16 protein-coding genes are annotated in these 20383 nt (G+C 61.0%); 5 read left to right on the forward strand and 11 right to left on the reverse strand.

All coding sequences use genetic code 11. The features are described 5' to 3' along the window. Positions 1–406 precede the first annotated feature (406 nt). Positions 407–844 (reverse strand): Lrp/AsnC family transcriptional regulator, encoded by a 438-nt coding sequence (locus J5M56_RS16515; RefSeq protein ID WP_207937314.1) that lies wholly within the window; start codon positions 842–844, stop codon positions 407–409. Between the two features lie 133 nt (positions 845–977). Here J5M56_RS16515 and J5M56_RS16520 point away from each other — a divergent pair, with 133 nt between their 5' ends. Both J5M56_RS16520 and J5M56_RS16525 read left to right on the forward strand, forming a co-directional pair. Then, positions 978–1874: a DMT family transporter gene (locus tag J5M56_RS16520; protein ID WP_207937315.1), complete on the forward strand. Its 897-nt coding sequence runs from the start codon at positions 978–980 to the stop codon at positions 1872–1874. A 29-nt stretch (positions 1875–1903) separates the two neighbouring features. Beyond that, a complete protein-coding gene (locus tag J5M56_RS16525) occupies positions 1904–2866 on the forward strand; it encodes a class I SAM-dependent methyltransferase (RefSeq protein WP_207937316.1) in 963 nt (320 codons plus the stop codon). Positions 2867–2972: 106 nt separating this feature from the next. Here J5M56_RS16525 and J5M56_RS16530 read toward each other — a convergent pair whose 3' ends face one another. Next, entirely contained in the window at positions 2973–3974 is a 1002-nt protein-coding gene (locus tag J5M56_RS16530) for a sulfate ABC transporter substrate-binding protein (RefSeq protein WP_186478481.1), read from the reverse strand. A gap of 178 nt (positions 3975–4152) precedes the next feature. On the opposite strand from J5M56_RS16530, the gene J5M56_RS16535 reads away from it, so the two are divergent. Beyond that, entirely contained in the window at positions 4153–8667 is a 4515-nt protein-coding gene (locus J5M56_RS16535) for an NEL-type E3 ubiquitin ligase domain-containing protein (protein WP_207937317.1), read from the forward strand. Here the strand turns inward: J5M56_RS16535 and J5M56_RS16540 are convergent. Then, positions 8651–9475: an ion transporter gene (locus J5M56_RS16540; RefSeq protein ID WP_207937318.1), complete on the reverse strand. Its 825-nt coding sequence runs from the start codon at positions 9473–9475 to the stop codon at positions 8651–8653. The two genes, J5M56_RS16535 and J5M56_RS16540, sit on opposite strands and share 17 nt — an antisense overlap. Before the next feature lie 157 nt (positions 9476–9632). Between J5M56_RS16540 and J5M56_RS16545 the strand changes: the two genes are divergently transcribed. Then, positions 9633–10427, forward strand: coding sequence for an RHS repeat-associated core domain-containing protein (locus tag J5M56_RS16545; protein ID WP_347709429.1), 795 nt, complete (start codon positions 9633–9635; stop codon positions 10425–10427). Here the strand turns inward: J5M56_RS16545 and J5M56_RS16550 are convergent. The 6 genes from J5M56_RS16550 to gcl all read right to left on the reverse strand — a co-directional run bounded on the left by J5M56_RS16550 (position 10394) and on the right by gcl (position 17858). Beyond that, entirely contained in the window at positions 10394–11266 is an 873-nt protein-coding gene (locus J5M56_RS16550; protein ID WP_207937319.1) for an urea transporter, read from the reverse strand. The two genes, J5M56_RS16545 and J5M56_RS16550, sit on opposite strands and share 34 nt — an antisense overlap. A gap of 128 nt (positions 11267–11394) precedes the next feature. Then, on the reverse strand, positions 11395–12810 hold the full coding sequence (pyk, locus tag J5M56_RS16555; RefSeq protein WP_207937320.1) for a pyruvate kinase: 1416 nt from the start codon (positions 12808–12810) through the stop codon (positions 11395–11397). Beyond that, complete coding sequence (locus J5M56_RS16560; protein WP_207937321.1) at positions 12807–14081, reverse strand: glycerate kinase; 1275 nt, start codon at positions 14079–14081, stop codon at positions 12807–12809. Before J5M56_RS16560 ends, pyk begins: the two co-directional genes overlap by 4 nt. Before the next feature lie 217 nt (positions 14082–14298). After that, positions 14299–15192 carry a 2-hydroxy-3-oxopropionate reductase gene (locus J5M56_RS16565; RefSeq protein ID WP_207937322.1) on the reverse strand — a complete coding sequence of 298 codons (894 nt, stop codon included), beginning with the start codon at positions 15190–15192 and terminating at the stop codon, positions 14299–14301. Positions 15193–15243: 51 nt separating this feature from the next. Then, positions 15244–16026 (reverse strand): hydroxypyruvate isomerase, encoded by a 783-nt coding sequence (hyi, locus tag J5M56_RS16570; protein ID WP_207937323.1) that lies wholly within the window; start codon positions 16024–16026, stop codon positions 15244–15246. A 56-nt stretch (positions 16027–16082) separates the two neighbouring features. Further along, complete coding sequence (gcl, locus tag J5M56_RS16575) at positions 16083–17858, reverse strand: glyoxylate carboligase (protein ID WP_060476865.1); 1776 nt, start codon at positions 17856–17858, stop codon at positions 16083–16085. Between the two features lie 257 nt (positions 17859–18115). Here gcl and J5M56_RS16580 point away from each other — a divergent pair, with 257 nt between their 5' ends. Further along, entirely contained in the window at positions 18116–18556 is a 441-nt protein-coding gene (locus tag J5M56_RS16580) for a heme-binding protein (RefSeq protein WP_207937324.1), read from the forward strand. Between the two features lie 119 nt (positions 18557–18675). Here the strand turns inward: J5M56_RS16580 and J5M56_RS16585 are convergent, their stop codons facing one another. Together J5M56_RS16585 and J5M56_RS16590 are read right to left on the reverse strand one after the other, a co-directional pair. After that, a complete protein-coding gene (locus tag J5M56_RS16585; protein ID WP_186478474.1) occupies positions 18676–19287 on the reverse strand; it encodes a TetR/AcrR family transcriptional regulator in 612 nt (203 codons plus the stop codon). Between the two features lie 177 nt (positions 19288–19464). After that, positions 19465–20349, reverse strand: a complete 885-nt coding sequence (locus J5M56_RS16590; protein ID WP_207937325.1) for a LysR family transcriptional regulator — start codon at positions 20347–20349, stop codon at positions 19465–19467. Between the last annotated feature and the right edge of the window lie 34 nt (positions 20350–20383).

Here is a 20383-nt window from a genome sequence, read left to right on the forward strand (position 1 = left end):
TCGCCATCTCGTCGGTGCAGCTTGGCATCACTGGGTTCTGGGCGCAGCTGCCGGTATCGAGCCGACGCTGCGGGTTATTGTGTATTTATGTTTTGTTGGTCTTGTATACAAAACACAAGCACACAAAAGCGAGTTCCATGCCAGTGTGGATACGGATTTGCGGAATCGAACTTGGCTACTAGTTCTATATGGAAGTTAAGTGGCTGTTATTGATCAAATATAAGTTGACCAATTAATCAGCTTTATTTTTCAGGAAGTAAGATTTTTTGATCGTTCGGTCAAAGTTAGGTGTCTGGGGTGTGTCACTTAACGGGGCATTGAACTGTAATCTTGCACACAAAAATGGCACCTATGGTGACATTTGTGTGTACAAAAAAAGATCTGTAAATCGATTTTATGCATACACTCAGTCCATCGGCGGCAGTCGACGTTTGACTGAGGTTTTCTTGATGATCGCGGTGTTGGTGACCGCGAGCACATTGATTCGGTCGAGCAGAATGTCGAGTTGCTCCATCGAGCGCACGTGCAGACGAGCGATGAAGCAGTCCTCGCCAGTCACCTTGTCGCATTCAGTGAATTCAGGGATCGCGATGATTTGCCGCTCCACTTCCTGCAACTGGCCCGGCAATGGGCGAATGCGCACGATCGCTTGAAGCTGATAGCCGAAACTGCGCGGGTCGACATCCACCGTATAGCCGCGCAGGACCCCACGTTCCTCCAAGCGTCGCAAGCGCTCGCTGACACTGGGGGCGGAAAGGCCGCTGATCTGCGCCAGTGCTTTAAGCGAGCGGCGTGAGTCTTCCATCAGTGCGTCGATCAACAGCTGGTCGATTGTGTCAGTCATGCTTTTCTCAGTAGGCACTTTGGTCAATGTGCCTTGATAGTAAAGGTGAAATCGCTAAAGCGCCTTGTTTATCCGCTGGATGGCCTGGGGTAGCCCTGCGCATACTAATGCCCTCATCCAAAGGAGGTGCGAGATGGACAGTTCATTACGTCGGGGCTCGTTGGAGATGGTCGCAGCCATGCTCATTTCCGGCACCATCGGCTGGTTCGTGCTGGTGTCGGGGCAAGCGGTGCTGGACGTGGTGTTCTGGCGCTGTGTATTCGGGGCGGGCACCTTGCTACTGATCTGCGCGGCGCTCGGCTTTCTCAGGCCGGGTGTCGTAACGGGCAAGGCAGTGCTGCTGGCGATTGTCAGTGGCATGGCCATCGTCGGTAACTGGGTGCTGCTGTTCGCCTCCTATTCGAAAGCTTCTATCGCTATTGGTACGGCGGTTTACAACGTACAGCCGTTCATGCTGGTTGGGCTGGCGGCGTTGTTCCTGGGTGAGAAAATCACTGCCGCCAAGTTGACTTGGTTGATGGTCGCTTTCTTGGGAATGCTGGCGATCATCGGTGCCCATGGTGCAGGGCAGGGCAGTGGTGAGGACTACCTGCAGGGTGTCGGCCTGGCGCTTGGCGCTGCGTTCTTGTATGCAGTTGCGGCCCTGATCATCAAACGCCTCAGCGGCACACCGCCACATCTGATCGCGCTCATTCAGGTCGCCACCGGCGTGCTGCTGCTGGCCCCCTGGGCCAGGGTGAGCGCTTTGCCGAGTGACCCAGCGGCGCTGGCAAGCCTGGTGACCCTGGGCATGGTTCATACCGGTGTCATGTATGTGCTGCTGTACAGCGCCATTCAGCGCCTGCCCACGGCGCTTACCGGTGCGTTGTCGTTCATCTACCCGATTGCAGCGATTCTGGTCGACTGGCTGGCTTTCGGTCACAGGCTCACGCCGCTGCAATGGTCAGGGGTGGCCTTGATTCTGCTGGCGGCGGCAGGTATGCAGCAGGGCTGGTGGTTTCGTTCGGCGCAGGTGGCGGTCAGAGAGTAGAATGCCTGTTTTATTGCTTGCGACCTGCCATGACCTCGCCGATACAGACCCTCGAGAAACACCTGCTCACCGCCCTTGACCCTGCTCCGGCGCAAACCCGCCGCCTGTTCCACGGCCGCGGGCGGTGCTGGGAGGGTCTTGAGCAAGTCACTGTGGACTGGCTGCAAGGGGTGCTGTCGGTCGCCCTGTTTCGCGAGCCGCCCGCAGGGCAATTGCCAGCGCTCGAAGCCATGTTGCTCAGCCTGGCCGAGCGCCCGCAGTGGACGGGCCAGGCGATTCTGATTCAGCACCGGTACCTGCCCGACAGTCCAGGCCAGTGGCTGCTTGGTGAGCCCTGCCAGCAGCGCGAGGTGATCGAAGATGGTCTGACTTACCTGCTCGATCTGGGCGTGCGGCAGAACAACGGCCTGTTCCTGGACATGCGCTACGGTCGGCGATGGGTGCGCGAGCAGGCAGCGGGCAAGCGTGTACTCAATCTGTTCGCCTATACCTGCGGCTTTTCGGTAGCGGCGATCGCAGGCGGCGCCGAGCAGGTTGTGAATCTGGACATGGCCAAGTCGGCACTGGCCAGAGGCAGGGACAACCACCGCCTTAACGGGCACGATGCCTCAAGGGTCGCCTACCTTGGGCACGAGTTATTCAAGTCTTGGGGCAAGGTGCGCAAGTACGGGCCCTACGACCTGATCATCATCGACCCGCCGACCTTCCAGCGTGGCAGTTTCGTGCTGACTCAGGACTACGCCAAGATCCTGCGGCGGCTGCCGGAGCTGCTCAACGAGGGTGGCACGGTGCTGGCTTGCGTCAACGATCCTGGGGTTGGACCGGCGTTTCTGATCGACGGGATGGCCGAGCACGCGCCTGAGCTGGGCTTTGTCGAGCGGCTCGAAAATCCGCCGGAATTTCCCGATGCCGACCCTGAAGGCGGACTCAAGGCGCTGGTGTTCCGCCAGCGGTCAAACCAGGCGCTGGGTGAAGGCTGCTTACTGGTCTAGCTGCTCCGGGCTCTTCGCGGCTGAAGCCGCTCCAACAGGTCACCTCATACAGGTGCAATCCTTTTGGGGGCTTTAGCCACGAACAGGCCCGTAGCATTGTTTGCGATTACTGCTGGTTGGTGTAGATCTGGTCGAACACGCCACCATCGTTGAAGTGTGTCTTCTGCACGGTACGCCAGTCACCGAAGGTTTTTTCTACCGACAGGAAGTCGACTTTCGGGAAACGGTCGGTGTACTTGGCCAACACGGTCGCGTCGCGCGGGCGCAGGTAGTTCTGCGCGGCAATTTCCTGGGCGGCTGGCGACCACAGGTATTTCAGGTACTCTTCGGCCACAGCCTGAGTACCTTTCTTGGCTACTACCTTGTCGACCACGCTCACCGGTGGCTCGGCCTCGGCCGACACACTCGGATAGACCACTTCGAACTGGTCGCGGCCAAACTCGCGGGCAATCATTTCCGCTTCGTTTTCGAACGTCACCAGCACGTCACCGATCTGGTTGGTCATGAACGTAGTGGTGGCAGCACGGCCACCGGTGTCGAGCACTGGCGCCTGTTTGAACAATTTGCCGACGAATTCGCGAGCCTTGTTTTCGTCGCCACCTTGCTTGAGCACATAACCCCATGCCGAGAGGTAGGTGTAGCGCCCGTTACCCGAAGTCTTGGGGTTGGGCACGATTACCTGCACACCGTCCTTGAGCAAGTCTGGCCAGTCTTTGAGCGCCTTGGGGTTACCCTTGCGCACGATGAACACGGTGGCCGAAGTGAACGGCGCGCTGTTGTTGGGCAGGCGGCTCACCCAGTTGTCCGGTACCAGTTTGCCGTTGTCGGCCAGGGCGTTGATATCGGTCGCCATGTTCATGGTGATGACGTCTGCCGGCAGGCCATCGATCACTGCCCGTGCCTGCTTGCTCGAGCCGCCGAAGGACATCTGCAGGTTGACCTTCTCGTTGTGTTCGGCTTCCCAGTGCTTCTGGAAGGCTGGGTTGTAGTCCTTATAGAAGTCGCGCATCACGTCGTAGGAAACGTTGAGCAAGGTAGGTGCAGCCTGGGCCAGGTTACCCATGGCCAGGCCTGCGGCGAGCAGTGAGGCGGTGACGAGTTTTTTCACGAAGCGTTCCTTGTCGTAAGGCAGCAATTTGGCAATGTGCCAGCGACTATAGCGTTTCGGCGACGAGCGTTTAAAGACCCAATCGGTCTTTGCTTATGCTTTGGGTATTAAGTATCTAGCGGGGTTTGCCAAGCAGCGCTGGCTACCCTCACGGGCTCTTTTCCTGGAGCCCGAGACCATGCATAACCTACCTGCTCATCCGTCCATCGCATCAGCGTTGGAACGCCATGCACAGGCGTTTCATGACCGCTTCATCGAAGGCCGATTGCCAGCCTGGCTCAAAGCCGCCAGCCCCGAGCAGCTGCCTGGTCTGTGCCAGGCGTTGCAGCGCAGCCTTGGCCTGCGCCATCAACTGAGCGCTACCCTGGCCGGTATCGAGGGAATCGAACGTTTTGCCCAGCAGCGGCTAGAGGCGGCCTTGCAAGCGCGTTTCCAGCAGCCTTTTGCGGTCAACCGCTGGAAGTTCATTACCGGTTCACGCCAGCCGGTGATCAATATCCAGCCGGTGGGTGCGCACCTGACCGAAGTGGTCTACACAGACATGCCGCTGCTCGAAGCGGCACTGCGCAATTTCACTGCCGAGCAGGCCAGCGAGGCGGGTCAGCCCCGTGGCAATCGCCTGACCAGCGCCCGCCAGGGTGGCATCAAGCCACCTTCGGCCATCGAATTTGCCCAACTGTGCCGTAGCCTGGACATCGGCGCGCAATACCAACGTCACCTCGACAGCATCCTTTTGGCGCCGGCCGCTGATGGGCAGCCGGTGTCTACCCTGCTAGGCGAGCTGCAGCGCCAGCAGATGTTGGTCGATGCTTATCGGGCTCAGCAGGCCGGGGTGTTGAATGATCAGGAGCTGCAACTGGTGGTTGGTCTGTGCCGCGATGGTACGCCGCCGCGCCTGGGGGGCGATCCTGTTGTTGCCAAACGGCTGCGTCTGCTCGACTGCGACCTTGAGCAAATCGTGCTGCTCGAGGTGATAGACGAAGGGTTGCTGCTCAATACCACCCGGCGGATCCTCGCGTACGTCCCTGGTGACCCCCATGGGCCGTGGTCGGTTTTCGACAGCCTCAGGCGTTTGGCCAACGGGTTGGGCAAACGCTTGCGCAGCAGCCAGTATCAGCAGTTTTTCAGCCGCTTCGTCCGCCGACGCGATAGCCAGCGTTTCTTCTCGATCATCATCCCGGGCTATGCCGGCCTGGCAGCGTTCGCCAACATCGATCTGGATGAACGCATGTATGCCTACCGGCTTCCGCTTTTCGAGACCCTGGGCGCTGGCCGCATCAAACAGATCAAGGACGATGCCGCCATGATCGCGGTGCCGGTGGCAGACCTGGACCGTCAGGTGCAGCAAGCCCACGACCGGCGCCTGGCGGCCGAAGGGTTGGCGTTGCTGAACCTGGCCGGGCTGTTCATTCCTGTCGTCGGTGCAGGCCTGCTTGCGCTCACCGCCTGGGAGCTGCTGACTGAGGTCTATCACGGCGTCGAGGCCTGGCACGAAGGTGATACCCAGGGTGCCTTGGAGCACATGATGCACGTTGCGACTGATCTTGCCGTTATGGCTGCGCTGGGTGTTGGGGTTACCGTGGCCCGCCGTGCTTGGACGCGCTCGAGCTGGGTCGATGGTTTGTTACCCGAGCGCTTGGAGGATGGCACCACGCGCCTGGGCATTCCGCGCCTTGAGCAGTATCGCAGCCCTTTGCCGGCGCTTAAGGAGCAACCCGATGCGCAGGGCGTGTATCGCCTTGGCGAGCTGGCGTGGGTCGAAATGGAGGGGCACCATTATCCGGTCGTGCAAAGCGCCTTGGACGGGCAGTGGCACTTGCGACCGCGTGGTGGGTGCGGGCCAAGGCTCATTCATAACGGGGCGGGTGCGTGGCGGGTGTGGTTCGAGCAGCCTGGCCAATGGGAGGACCGTCTGCGCTTGTTCCGCCGCCTCGGCGGGCACCTGGGCGAGCTTGATGACGAACAGATCGAACAGTTGCTGGTTGCCCATGACCTGCAGGCCGATCACCTGCGGGCACTGCACGTCTATGGTCAGGCGCCTGATCCTGCATTGCTCGACAGCGCCCAGCGCATGCGCTTGGACCTGCGAATCAGCAGGCTGATCAGCGCCCTACGCTCGGGCGTGCAAAGCGATGACGATGGTTTGCTCGCTCAGGCCAGGGCTTTGCCGCAGGCCTCGGGCCTTTCAGACCAAGCATTCGCCGAACAGATAGCACGTCAGCGCCAGGTTTTGTTCAGCAACGCCTACCAAGCCAGCCAAGGTGCTGCCGATACGCAGAGCCAGGCATTGCGCCGCGCGTTCCCAAGCTTGCACGAGGGCGCTGCTCGCGCGCTGTTACGCGATGCCCATGTGAGCGACCGCCAGCGCTTGGCTGAAAGCGGCAGAGTGCCGCTGCGCCTCGCTGAAGCGGCGCGCGAGCAGGCCGCTCGCATACGCTTGGCCCGGGTGTTCGAAGCGCTTTACCTGCGGGTGCCGCAAACCACCGATCTGGCTCGCGTGGTCCTGGGCCTGCTCGAGCGCATGCCGGGTGGCACGCAGGTGCGTTGGTCGTTGTTCGACGGCACTGTCGATACACCGCTACAGGTCAACGCCCATAGCGCTGCAGATCATTTCGGCGTGCGTCACCATCAGGGCCAATTCACCCTGCTCAATGCCCAGGGGGCAGCGCTGGGTGAGCCGGGGGAGCTGTTCGAAACCCTGGCGGCGGCGTATGACGACCGCCAGCGGGCAGCCTTTGCAGTCGCTGAGCCATTTGCCCACAACCTGCGCGTACTGATCACTCGGCAGGCGGCGCGGCAGCGCACCGAGGTGCAGCAATTGCTGGCGCCGGCAAGGCCCACAGGCTGGTTCCGGCCTGTGCAGCGGCTGCCCGATGGGCGGCTGGGGTATCCGTTGAGTGGCCGCCTGCCTGGCACTGGCAGCCAGACAGCCAACTACGCATTATTGGCTATGGTGCGCGAGTTGTACCCGACCTATACCGATGCCCAAGCCTTGGCCTGGGTGGAAGAGGTGCGCGGCAGCGCAGGGGATGTGCACCGAGAAATCAACCGTTTGGGTAATCAGCTAGCCATGCTCGAGCGTCAGCTTCGCCGCTGGGCACGTCAGGCACCACGCGGCGCCCAGCGTGAAGAGCGACGTTACGTTTTGCGCAGCTTGCTGGACTGCTGGCAGCGACGCGTCACAACCCATAACGACAGCTTGCTGAACACATCAAATTTTCGCCTGGCCATTTTCGCTGCAGAACCGGGCCAGTTGCCCGACCTGCCGCCGCAAGTCAGCTTTGCCCATGTACACGAGCTGGCGTTATTGGGCATGCGCCTTGATGCGGTGCCAGAGAGTTTTCTGAGCAGGTTCCCCAACTTGCGCATTCTGGAACTCAACGGCAATCGCCTGACTCGCCTGCCGGCTGGCCTTGAGCACTTGAATGAATTGCGCGAACTGGACCTGTTCGGTAACCGCATCGTCTTGGATACGGCGCAGGCGAACGTGTTGGCGCGCTGCGAATCGCTGGAATACCTGAACCTCTCATTCAACCCACTGGGCCGCGGGTTCTCCCTTCAGCAGTTAGGTCGCCTGCGGCGCCTACATCTAAGGGGCACTGGCCAAACCGAACTGCCGCCCTCAATCTTGCGGTGTGCAGACTTGTTGCAGGTTGACCTGCGTGATAACCAGATCAGCCGGCTGCCTGCCTGGTTCGCTCGTTCGCCGGTCTGGACAAGGCGCATGATCATGTTGTGGGGCAACCCGCTGCCTGCCGCTGACCTTGAGTTGTTACGCGCGGGCACGCCATCGCTGGGCGCAGATCTTAGCGCGCCAGGTGGGACTACCCAGGTGCGGCTGCGCTGGCTGGATGCGGCCAGGGGCCTGACCCGCGACGAGCAATCGGCGTGTTGGGAGGCGGTACAGGTCGAACCTGGCAGCGCGGACTTTTTCAATTTGCTGGCGCGCCTTTTGGAAACGGCTGACTTTGCCCAGCGCCCCGAAGCACTGGCCGAGCGGGTGTTCACCATGCTTGATGCGATGCAGGAGCATACCAGCCTGCGTGAAGCCCTGTTCGAGCAGGTGACCCGCCAGCTTACCTGCCAGGACAGCGTCGCCCTGAGCTTCAGCAACCTGGAGTTGAGCTTGTTGGTCTGGCGCGCCCGGATCGAAGCCGGTGCTGGCGCCGAGCAAGCGGCGCTGTTGCAGTTGGGCCGCCAGTTGTGGCGGCTGGATGAAGTCGAGCGGATTGCATTGGCCGATATCCAGGCGCGGCGAGCCTCAGGCGCCGACCCCGACGAAATCGAGGTGGGCCTGGCCTACCGGATCGGTCTGCGCGATGCGCTGAACCTGCCAGCGCAGCCGGGTGACATGCTGTTCGCGCAAGTGTCCGGGGTGGATATGGCGCGCCTGGAAGCGGCCCGTGACCAGGTGCAGGCTGCCGAGACCGACGATGCGATAGCTGCCTCGCTGGTTCAGCGCGAATTCTGGCAGACGTTGTTGGAGCGCACTCAAGCCGATGCCTTCGAGGCCGCCGATCAACCTTTCCACGAGCGCTTGCAAGCGTTGCTCGATACCGCCGAATCGGTACCTGAGGCCGAGTACCTGGCGCGGGTAGGGGCTGTGCACGCCGAGCGTCAGGCTGCCCGAGAACGGTTACTGTTGGAGCTGACCCTCAAGGCCCTGGCCGAACCCGCTAACCCTGCTTCCTGAACAGCGCGCTGCCGCAGCGCGAACAGAACGCCGCAGCCGGCTCATGGGCCGGCTTGTGGCACGTCGGGCAGTCATGGCGTAGCTGCTCGCCGCGCATCGCGTTGGCCAGTTCAGCGGTGAAGATGCCAGTGGGCACGGCGATGATCGAGTAGCCGGTAATCATTACCAGCGACGACAGCACCTGGCCCAGCGGTGTCTTCGGCACGATATCGCCAAAGCCTACGGTGGTGAGCGTGACGATGGCCCAGTAGATGCCTTTGGGGATGCTGGTAAAGCCATGCTCAGGGCCTTCGACCACGTACATCAACGTGCCGAACACGGTGACCAGCGTCGATACACTGGCCAGGAACACGATGATCTTCTGCTTGCTGCCGCGTAGGGCTTCGAGCAGGTAGTGGGCTTGTTTGAGGTAAGGGCTGAGCTTGAGCACGCGAAAGATGCGCAGCATTCGGATCACCCGAACGATCAGCAGGTACTGGGCGTCGCTGTAGTACAGAGCGATGATCCCCGGCACGATCGCCAGCAGGTCGACCAGGCCATAGAAACTGAAGGCGTAGCGCAAGGGTTTGGGCGAGCAGTACAGGCGGGTGAGGTATTCGGCCAGGAAGATCGCGGTGAAGCCCCATTCGATACCGGCCAGCAGGCCGGCATAACCCTGGTGCACTTCGTTGATGCTGTCGAGGATCACGGTGACCAGGCTGGCCAGGATGATGAGCAAAAGGATCTTGTCGAAGCGTCTTCCAGCCACGGTGTCGGTCTGGAAGACGATGATGTAGAGGCGTTCGCGTAAGGATTGTGAGGCTGGCATGGCACTGAGAATCCACAAGAGGGATGCCAAGGCTAGGAGGTCGACTGGGCGTCATGCAACTAGGTCAAGCAGCAACAACTGGTAGAAATGTCAGTTTCGTGTAGCGCAGCGTAGGTTCAAGCTTCAGTTTGACTCTTCAAACACAGGCATTCTTATCGTGGTCAGCCCCAGCTCCCAAAACCGTTCCACCGTCACCTACACACCCTATGGATTTCAGAAGGATTTGCGTCACTCTGGAGCGTTGTTTTTCGCTGGTGAGCGGCTGGATACCGCAGGTGGTGGCTATCTGTTGGGCAATGGGTACCGCCTTTATCGCCCAGCATTATTGCGCTTCGTCAGCGCTGACGACATCAGCCCATTTGGTGAGGGTGGGCTGAATGCATATGCCTACTGTGCTGGCGATCCAATCAACAAACACGATCCATCAGGGCACAAGCCAGTATGGCTCATGGCTTTATACAAGGGCCTCGGGATTAGCCAGCACAAAGCCGAACCCTCAGGACTCACTAAAGTGCTCAAAGACTTTGGGCTACCCAAAGACGACCTTAAATTTCATTTGAAGAGCCTCGCACAGCCGAGTGCCAAGGGAGCTAGAATGCTTGTGAATAAGCTAGAAGGTGATCAGTTCATTACGTATCGCTTTACTGGAGACTATCCAAAGGTCACCGGTGAGCAAATACATGTAAGACCACGAGCGCAAACAGCTGGTGTATTTTTTCGCAAGGGAAATATCCATATTGAGCCGCCCAGCTTCGATCATCCCGGGAATCACTTGACATCGCGAGGCTATGAACGGGTGGAACTGAGTTCAGATACGCACGCATTCATTCACGTTGCGCAACCTTTTGCTGCGCCGAGAGTGTCGTTGGATCGTCAGCTACCCGGGGTTTCACAGCGTGTGCGCGCTGAGCCCAATCTTTATGTCGATGTCGAGGTGCTGCGACGAACGTAAACGCGCAACAGATAGCTACCCACGTGTACTAGCCAGCATGCTATGACGAAGGGGGACGTCAATACGGCGATAGGCAGTAGACTCAGAAGCCCTTGCGTGAGTAACGCGATACCAATACTGAGTAATGTTACCCATGAGCGTTCACCCTGTCGGCTGAATGCCAACGCTGCCAGCGCGGCATTGAATCCATACAAGCCTAGCCAGGCGGCCTGCGCTTGCCCTATAAGCAATCCCACTGCGCCGCCAATGGCCGACCCCACTAGGGCCCACATGGCAGCATGGGGGTTGGCAAGAAATGCTCCAACGATGATCAGCAACCCGGCCAGAGGCTGGTCGAGCAAAAAGATCTGCCCCACGCCACGCGCCAGGCCATGCAGCGGGTCGGCTTCGACTAAGCCGTTGGGTGCGGGGCTTGAGAACAGCAAGGTGACCCAGCCGAGCAGCACGAACGGTGCGGTATAGGCGATCAGCAGCTTGCCGCCACGCTTGCGCCATTGGTGGGTGATGATGCTCGACAAGCCGCCCGCGGCAATGATCAGCGGCGGCACCATGGCTGACCAGGGCAGCACGGCGCTGATCAGAATGCCGATCAGCACGCCGTTATAGCAGTACAGCCCAGCCTGGCGGTCGGCGCGGTCGTAGCCGCGGCGTTGGGCAGTGAGTAGCCCTGCCAGAGCACCGAGCAGAGCGCCGCCGACCAGGTCAGGGGCGGTCAGCAGGATGGCCAACAGGCAGCACAGGCCGCACAGTGGGTGGCGCAGCAGCAGCACTTGGCTGAAGCCGTTGAGCAGCGCCGTGGCCCAGTCCGGGCACGGGTTGACGAAGTTTTTGGTGTACATCGGGGCAGTCGATAAGGTTGATGGGGGAGCGGTGGGCCTCTTTGGGCTCCGGTTTTCCGCCGTTACGGGGCGCGGCAACATTGCCGTGGGAGCAGGCTTGCACGCTCCCACGGCAGTGATGCAGACCTTTAAACCAGGGTCTCGATCCGCAAGGTGTTGGTCGAGCCCGGCTTGCCAAACGGTACGCCGGCGGTGATCAGCAGCGTGTCGCCACGGCTGGCCATGCCTTGTGCCTGGGCAATCTCCAGCGCCGTGGATACCACCTCATCGACCTGGCGCAGGCGGTCGTTGACCACCGAGTGCACACCCCAGGCCACGCTAAGGCGGCGGGCGGTCTTGAGGTTTGGCGTCAGATTGAGAATCGGCGCCCGTGGCCGCTCGCGGGACGCACGCAGGGTGGAGGTGCCCGATTCGCTGTAGTTGACCAGCACCGCCACCGGCAGGATGCCGCTGATGCGGCGGATCGCGCAGCTGATGGCATCCGATACGGTGGCCTCGGCCTTCGGCCGGCCGACGTCCAGTTGAGCCTGGTAGTCCGGGCCGTTTTCCACCTGGCGGATGATCTTGCTCATCATCTGCACGGCCTCCAGCGGGTAGTCACCGGAAGCGGTCTCGGCCGACAGCATCACCGCGTCGGCGCCTTCGGCCACGGCGTTGGCCACGTCGGTGACTTCGGCGCGGGTCGGTGCCGGCGAGAAGCGCATGGATTCGAGCATCTGCGTGGCTACTACCACCGGTTTGCCCAACTGACGGCAGGTGTCGATGATGCGCTTCTGAATTTGCGGCACGCTCTCGGCCGGCACTTCCACGCCCAGGTCACCGCGGGCCACCATGATCGCGTCGGACAGCTCGGCAATCGCCTGCAACTGCTCGACCGCCGACGGCTTCTCGATCTTGGCCATCAGGTAGGCCCGCTCACCGATCAGTTGACGTGCTTCGACGATGTCTTCGGCGCGTTGCACGAACGACAGCGCTACCCAGTCCACACCCAGTTCCAGGCCGAATGCCAGGTCACGGCGGTCCTTTTCGGTAAGCGGCGACAGATCGAGCACCGCTTGTGGCACGTTCACGCCCTTGCGGTCAGACAGTTCGCCACCGGCCAGCACTTCGGTGTCGATGGCATCGCTGTGCTTGGCGGTAACGCGCAGGCGCAGCTTGCCGTCGTCCAGCAGCAGATCCATGCCAGGTTCCAGTGCGGCGATGATCTCTGGGTGCGGCAGGTTGACCCGGCGGCTGTCGCCCGGGGTCTTGTCCAGGTCCAGGCGCAGGGCCTGGCCGCGTTGCAGCTGAACTTTGCCTTCGGCGAACCGGCCTACGCGCAGTTTCGGGCCTTGCAGGTCCATGAGGATGCCCAGCGGGTAGTTCAGCTGTTGCTCGACTTCACGAATCCACTGATAGCGCAGGGCGTGGTCGGCATGCTCGCCGTGGCTGAAGTTGAGGCGGAAGATGTTCACGCCGGCCTCGACCAGTTGGCGAATGTCGTCGATGCCTTTGATCGCAGGGCCGAGGGTGGCGAGGATCTTTACTTTTTTATCAGGCGTCATGATTGGGCAGTCTCGAGAATCAGAATGGCGCGAAAGTCGTTGACGTTGGTGCGCGTTGGCTCGGTGACGATCAGTGCGTCCAGCGCCGCGAAATAGCCGTAGCCGTTGTTGTTGTCCAGCTCATCGCTGGCGGACAGGCCCAGTGCTTCGGCACGGGCGTAGTTGTCCGGGGTCATGAAGGCGCCAGCGTTCTCCTCCGAGCCATCGATGCCGTCGGTGTCGCCGGCCAGGGCATACACGCCCGGCAGGCCCTTGAGGCTCTCGGTGAGGCTGAGCAGGAACTCGGCGTTGCGCCCGCCACGGCCATTGCCGCGCACGGTCACGGTGGTTTCGCCGCCGGAGAGGATCACGCAGGGTGCCTTGAGCGGCTGGCCGTGCAGGACGATCTGCCGAGCGATGCCGGCGTGGACCTTGGCCACTTCCCGCGACTCGCCTTCCAGGTCACCGAGAATCAGCGGGCTGAAGCCGGCCTGGCGGGCTTTCACGGCGGCAGCTTCGAGCGACTGTTGGGGCTTGGCGATCAGCTGGAAGTGGCTGCGGGCCAGGGCCGGGTCGTCGGCCTTGACGGTCTCAGAGGCGGGGTTGTTGAGCCAGTCGATCACCGATTGCGGTGCTTGGATGCCGTAGCGCTTGAGAATCGCCAGGGCATCGGCCGAGGTGCTCGGGTCGGCCACGGTCGGGCCGGAGGCGATGACCGTAGCCAAGTCCCCTGGTACGTCGGAAATGGCATAGGTGTAGACGGTGGCCGGCCAGCAGGCCTTGGCCAGGCGGCCGCCCTTGATCGCCGAGAGGTGCTTGCGCACGCAGTTCATCTCGCCGATGGTGGCGCCGGATTTGAGCAGCGCCTTGTTGATCTGTTGCTTGTCGGCCAGGGTCAGGCCTTCGGCAGGTAACGCCAGCAGGGCAGAGCCACCGCCGGACAGCAGGAAGATGACGCGGTCGTCTTCGGTGAGGTTGCTGACCAGTTCCAGCACGCGTTTGGCCACGGCCAGGCCGGCGGCGTCGGGGACCGGGTGAGCGGCTTCGACCACCTCGATCTTCTGGCAGTTGGCGCCGTGGCCGTAGCGGGTGACGACCAGGCCAGAGACGTCGCCCTGCCAGCATTTCTCGACCACTTCGGCCATGGCGGCTGCGGCTTTGCCGGCGCCGATGACGATGACCCGGCCGCTACGGTCGGCGGGCAGGTACGGCTCGAGAACTTGGCGTGGGTGGGCGGCGGCGATGGCTGTGTCGAACAGGTCGCGAAGAAGGGTTTGCGGATCGACCGACATGGCAGGCTCCCAGTTATTGTTGTTCTACAGAATCGAAAACGCCCCTGGAACTGCCTCCGTGCAGGCCGAACCAGGGGCGGGTGTTGCTCGGTGTCACTGCCTGGCCTGTGGTCGCAGGGCAGGCCGCGTGTGCTTCATCGCGAGCTTTGCTCGCTCCTACGGGCCTTACGCTGATCCTGTAGGAGCGAGCGCAGCTCGCGATGAGGCCAGTAAGGTCTTACTTGTCGTCGCGAATCGAGAAGTTGGCCATGTGCTCCAGGCCTTTGATCAGCGCCGAGTGGTCCCAGTTGCTGCCACCAATGGCCGCGCAGGTGTTGAACACTTGCTGGGCATTGGAGGTGTTGGGCAGGTTGATGCCCAGCTCCTTGGCGCCTTGCAGGGCCAGGTTCAGGTCCTTCTGGTGCAGGCTGATGCGGAAGCCTGGGTCGAAGGTGCCTTTGATCATGCGCTCGGCATGCACTTCGAGGATTTTCGACGAAGCGAAGCCACCCATCAGTGCCTCACGTACCTTGGCCGGGTCGGCGCCGTTCTTGGCGGCGAACAGCAGGGCTTCGGCAACGGCCTGGATGTTCAGGGCGACGATGATCTGGTTGGCGACCTTGGCGGTCTGGCCGTCACCGTTGCCACCGACGCGGGTGATGTTCTTGCCCATGGCTTCGAACAGCGGCAAGGTGCGCTCGAAGGCTTTCGGGCAACCACCGACCATGATGCTCAAGGTCGCGGCCTTGGCGCCGACTTCACCGCCGGAGACCGGGGCGTCGAGGTAGGCTGCGCCGGTTGCCTTGATTTTCTCGGCGAAGGCTTTGGTGGCGGTTGGGGAGATCGAGCTCATGTCGATCACCACCTTGTTCGGGCCCACGCCTTCGACGACGCCGTTTTCACCGAACAGCACGCTTTCGACCTGCGGGGTGTCCGGCACCATGATGATGATGAACTCAGCTTCCTGGGCCACTTCCTTAGGGTTGGCCAGGGCCACCGCGCCAGCGGCGAGCAGGTCGGCTGGGGCTGGGTCGTGGTGAGTGGAAACGAAGATGCTGTGACCTGCTTTCTGCAGGTTCTGGGCCATGGGCTTGCCCATGATGCCGGTGCCGAGGAAACCGATTTTAGCCATGAGAAATTACCTCTTTTATATTTGTTCGCGTGCCCGGTGGGAGCAGGTGATTCAGATCGCGTTGTGTGATTTCAGCCAGCCCAGGCCCGCTTCGGTTGTGGTCAGCGGCTTGTACTCTGCGCCTACCCAGCCCTGGTAGCCGATGCGGTCCAGGTGCTCGAACAGGAAGCGGTAGTTGATCTCGCCGGTGCCGGGTTCGTTGCGGCCTGGGTTATCGGCCAGCTGGATGTGGTTGATCAGGTTCAGGTTGGCTTGCATGGTGCGAGCCAGGTCACCTTCCATGATCTGCATGTGGTAGATGTCGTACTGCAGGAACAGGTTGTCGCTGCCGACTTCGGCCTGGATTTCCAGGGCCTGTTTCGTGGTGTTCAGGTAGAAGCCCGGGATGTCGCGGGTGTTGATCATTTCCATGACCAAGCGGATCCCGGCGGCCTTGAGCTTGTCTGCCGCGTAGCGCAGGTTTTCCACGAAGGTCTTGCGCACGGTGGCGCAGTCGGGGCCTTGCGGACGAATGCCGGCCAGGGCGTTGACCTGGGTGTTGCCCAGCACCTTGGCGTATTCGATAGCCTTGTCGACACCGGCGCGGAATTCTTCGATGCGGTCAGGGTGGCAGGTGATGCCGCGCTCACCTTTGGCCCAGTCGCCGGCGGGCAGGTTGAACAGCACCTGGGTCAGGCCGTTGGCATCGAGCTGCTGCTTGATTTCGGCTGCGCTGAAGTCATAGGGGAAAAGGTATTCGACGCCGCTGAAACCAGCGTCGGCGGCAGCCTTGAAGCGGGCCAGGAAGTCCTGTTCGGTGAACAGCATGGACAAGTTGGCAGCGAAGCGAGGCATGGGTTGTCTCCTTGCGATGAAGGCCCCCAGCGCAGGCGCATGGGGGCGTCAGGCGATCAGTCCAGCAGCGAGATGGCAGTCGGCGCGTCGTTGCCGACCAGAGCCAGGTCTTCGAATTCGTTGACTGCGTTGATCTCGGTGCCCATGGAAATGTTGGTGACGCGTTCGAGGATCACTTCGACCACGACCGGTACGCGGAACTCTTCGGCCATCTTCTGCGCTTTGAGCAGGGCAGGGGCGATTTGCGCCGGTTCGAATACGCGGATGGCCTTGCAACCCAGGCCCTCTACCACAGCGACGTGGTCGACCCCGTAGGTGGCGGCGTCGGTCGAGTTGATGTTCTCGAAGGCCAGTTGTACACAGTAATCCATGTCGAAGCCACGCTGTGCCTGACGGATCAGGCCCAGGTAGGCGTTGTTCACCAGCACGTGGACGTACGGCAGGTTGAACTGCGCGCCAACGGCCAGCTCTTCGATCATGAACTGGAAGTCGTAGTCACCCGACAGCGCGACGACCTTGCGTTTCGGGTCGGCCTTGACGACACCCAGAGCCGCAGGGATGGTCCAGCCCAGTGGGCCGGCCTGGCCGCAGTTGATCCAGTGGCGTGGCTTGTACACGTGCAGGAACTGCGCGCCAGCGATCTGCGACAGGCCGATGGTGCTCACGTAGCAGGTGTCCTTGCCGAATACCTGGTTCATTTCTTCGTACACGCGCTGCGGCTTGACCGGCACGTTGTCGAAGTGGGTCTTGCGCTGCAGGGTGGCCTTGCGCTGCTGGCAGTCTTCCAGCCAGGCTTTGCGGCACTTGAGCTTGCCGGCGGCTTTCCACTCGCGAGCCACTTCCAGGAACGCATCCAGCGCTTTGCCTGCGTCGGACACTATCCCTAAGTCAGGGGTGAACACGCGGCCGATCTGGGTCGGTTCGATGTCCACGTGTACGAACTTGCGGCCTTCGGTGTACACGTCGACGGAGCCGGTGTGGCGGTTGGCCCAGCGGTTACCGATACCGAACACCAGGTCGGATTTGAGCAGGGTGGCGTTGCCATAACGGTGCGAAGTCTGCAGGCCGACCATGCCGACCATCAGGGCGTGATCGTCAGGGATGGTGCCCCAGCCCATCAGGGTTGGGATCACCGGCACGCCGGTGAGCTCGGCGAACTCCACCAGCTTGTCGCTGGCGTCGGCGTTGATGATGCCGCCGCCGGCGACCAGCAGCGGGCGCTCAGCGTCATTGAGCATGGCCAGGGCTTTTTCAGCCTGTACGCGAGAGGCGGATGGCTTGTGTACTGGCAGCGGCTCGTAGGCGTCGATGTCGAATTCGATTTCGGCCATCTGCACGTCGAATGGCAGGTCGATCAGTACAGGGCCAGGGCGACCGGTGCGCATTTCATAGAAGGCCTTCTGGAAGGCGTAAGGCACCTGGCCCGGCTCCAGAACGGTAGTCGCCCATTTGGTGACCGGCTTGACGATGTTGGTGATGTCGACAGCCTGGAAGTCTTCCTTGTGCAGGCGCGCACGCGGCGCCTGGCCAGTGATGCAGAGAATCGGAATGGAGTCGGCCGAGGCGCTGTACAGGCCGGTGACCATGTCGGTGCCGGCTGGGCCGGAGGTGCCGATGCACACACCGATGTTGCCTGGGTTGGCACGGGTGTAGCCCTCGGCCATGTGCGAGGCGCCTTCGACGTGACGAGCGAGGACGTGATCGATGCCACCCACTTTCTTCAGGGCCGAGTACAACGGGTTGATGGCAGCCCCTGGGATGCCGAACGCGGTATCTACACCTTCACGGCGCATGACCAGAACGGCTGCATCGATTGCTCTCATTTTGCTCATGATTTGTGCCTCATCGATTTTGTAATTGTATACAACTTGCTTTGTGCCAGAGTGTATTCATGGCTGGCCGCTCAGGTCAACGGATTTTCGTCGGGCAGAGGTGCTTTCCACTTAGCGCCCGTGAAAACGGCAGTTTGCGATCTCGCATACGATCGTTTCAAATTATTGTATACAAAAATATCGCCGGTTGTGTTCTATTGGTTCATCCGTTTTTCATCTGCCCTCAGGGCTTCTCACAACAATAAGAGGACCTTTCCATGAACGCTTTGAACCTGAAACTCGCTGTCAGCCTGGTCAACGCCGCGCTGGCGGCGGGCCGCAAGATCAACGCAGCGCCCCTGACCGTGGCTGTACTCGATGCCGGCGGTCATGTCTTGGCGTTGCAAAGAGAAGACGGTGCCAGCCTGATTCGCCCCGAGGTGGCCACGGGCAAAGCGTGGGGGGCGATTGCCTTGGGCAAAGGCTCGCGCCTGTTGGCGCTTGATGCACAACAGCGTCCGGCCTTCTTTGCGGCATTGAATGGGTTGGGTGAGCGGCCGGTAGTGCCAGCGCCCGGGGGCGTGCTGATTCGTGATCAGGACGGCAAAGTGCTCGGTGCGCTAGGCATCAGCGGTGATACATCGGATATCGACGAGCAATGCGCGATCAGTGCGATCGAAGAGGTGGGGCTGAAGGCGGATGCGGGGGTGGCGGCCTGAACCCAGGCTGCCTGAACTGGCTTTTTCGCGGGTAAACCTCACACACGTTAGCCACAGGCTTGAAAACTGTGGGGAGCCGGTGGGAGCGGGTTTACCCGCGAAGCGGCCTGCGCTGGCTGTCAGGCTGCTTCTGGCTCACACCCTTTGAGCACCATGCGGATGATGGTGTCGGCCGCAGCGTCATAGTCGCTATCGGCCAGCTTGGCTTTGCCGGTCACTGCCGAAATTTGCCAGTCGAAATCGGCGTAGGTCTGGGTCGCGGCCCAAATACTGAACATCAGGTGGTGGGCATCGACATGCGCGATTTGCCCACGATCGATCCAGCCCTGAATGCACTCGATATTGTGCCGCGCCTGCTCGTTCAGTTGTTCCACCTGGTTGGGCGACAGGTGCGGCGCGCCATGCATGATCTCGCTGGCAAATACCTTCGAGGCATGGGGCAGATCCCGCGAGATGCGGATCTTGGAGCGAATGTAAGCACTCAACACCTCTTTGGGGTCGCCGTCGGCGTTGAACGGCGTGGATGCCTGCATGATCGGCGCGATGATGCTTTCCAGAACCTCGCGGTAGAGGTTGTCCTTGGATTTGAAGTAGTAATACACGTTCGGCTTGGGCAGCCCCGCCTTGGCGGCGATATCGCTGGTTTTGGTGGCGGCGAAGCCCTTGTCGGCGAATTCTTCACTGGCTGCGCGCAGGATCAGCTCCTTGTTGCGCTCGCGAATGGTGCTCATGGTCAGGGATCTTCCTCGTGTCTGGCCGCCTCGAAGAGGGATCGGGCATGGTAGCACCGCGCCCGACGGGGGCTCAAGGCAGGGGCCTTGGCGCCTTAGGGCAGCGCGTAATCGCTAGCTGATCCGTCCAGGGTGCCTGGCTTGGTTTCGACTGAGGCCACAGTTGCCCGGCAGTACTCAACGATGGTTTGCATTCAGACGCTCCTGCATCCGTTCAATAACCCGCCTGGCCCTGGAAGACAAAGGCCACTCTGACCTGTAGATCAGCCAGAGCGTATCCACCACAGGGTTACCACATTCAACGACCTGCAATTTATCCTGTTGGTGGAAGGCGAGCCTGGCGAACCTTGGTAGCACGGTGAAACCCAAGCCTCGTGATACCGGCTCCAGGATCAGGCCTACCTGATTGCTAAAGCCCTTTGCCTGGATCGCTCGCATCCCTGGTGTGTCTGGATACCGTCGGCTAAGTAAGCGTGTTGCCATCCCGACTCCGTCTGGGTGGTCGACAAAGCCCAGCTCCAACAAGGTTTCGAAGCCTGCATAGGGATGTGCAGCTGGCAGTATCAGCTCCAGGGGCTCCTCGGTGAAGGTCTGGGATTCGATCCTCTCGTCTTGCGGCTTGAACGTCACAATCCCCATCTCGAAGCGATTGCTCAGTACTGCCTCCAGCACCTCTGAGTCCGGGGCAAACCTATGGCGGATAATGAGGCCTGGATGGGCTTGTTGATAATCCAGCAGCAGCGGATACAGGGCCAGCCCTATGCTGCCTGGTGTAACTAAGCTGATGTCACCAACCTCTAGTTGGTCAGCATTGAGGCGAGCATCAAGCGCGCGGCTAGCGCGTTCCACTTCTCTGAAGTATTCCAACAAGGCAGTTCCAGCAGGTGTCAGCTCCACATGCCGGTGGTGGCGGATGAGCAAAGTACCGTACTGATGCTCCAGGTTACGTATATGCTGACTCACTGCAGCTTGGGTGAGATTCAGCTGCTCAGCCGTGCGAGTGAAATTTCCACGTTCGGCAAGCACTGCGAAGGACCGGAGCCACTGCGGATTAACCATCATGAAGTCTTATCGTAACCATAACCTGATCATGGTT

Source organism: Pseudomonas sp. 51_B (assembly GCF_017491595.1).
GTDB classification, from domain to species: Bacteria; Pseudomonadota; Gammaproteobacteria; order Pseudomonadales; family Pseudomonadaceae; genus Aquipseudomonas; species Aquipseudomonas promysalinigenes.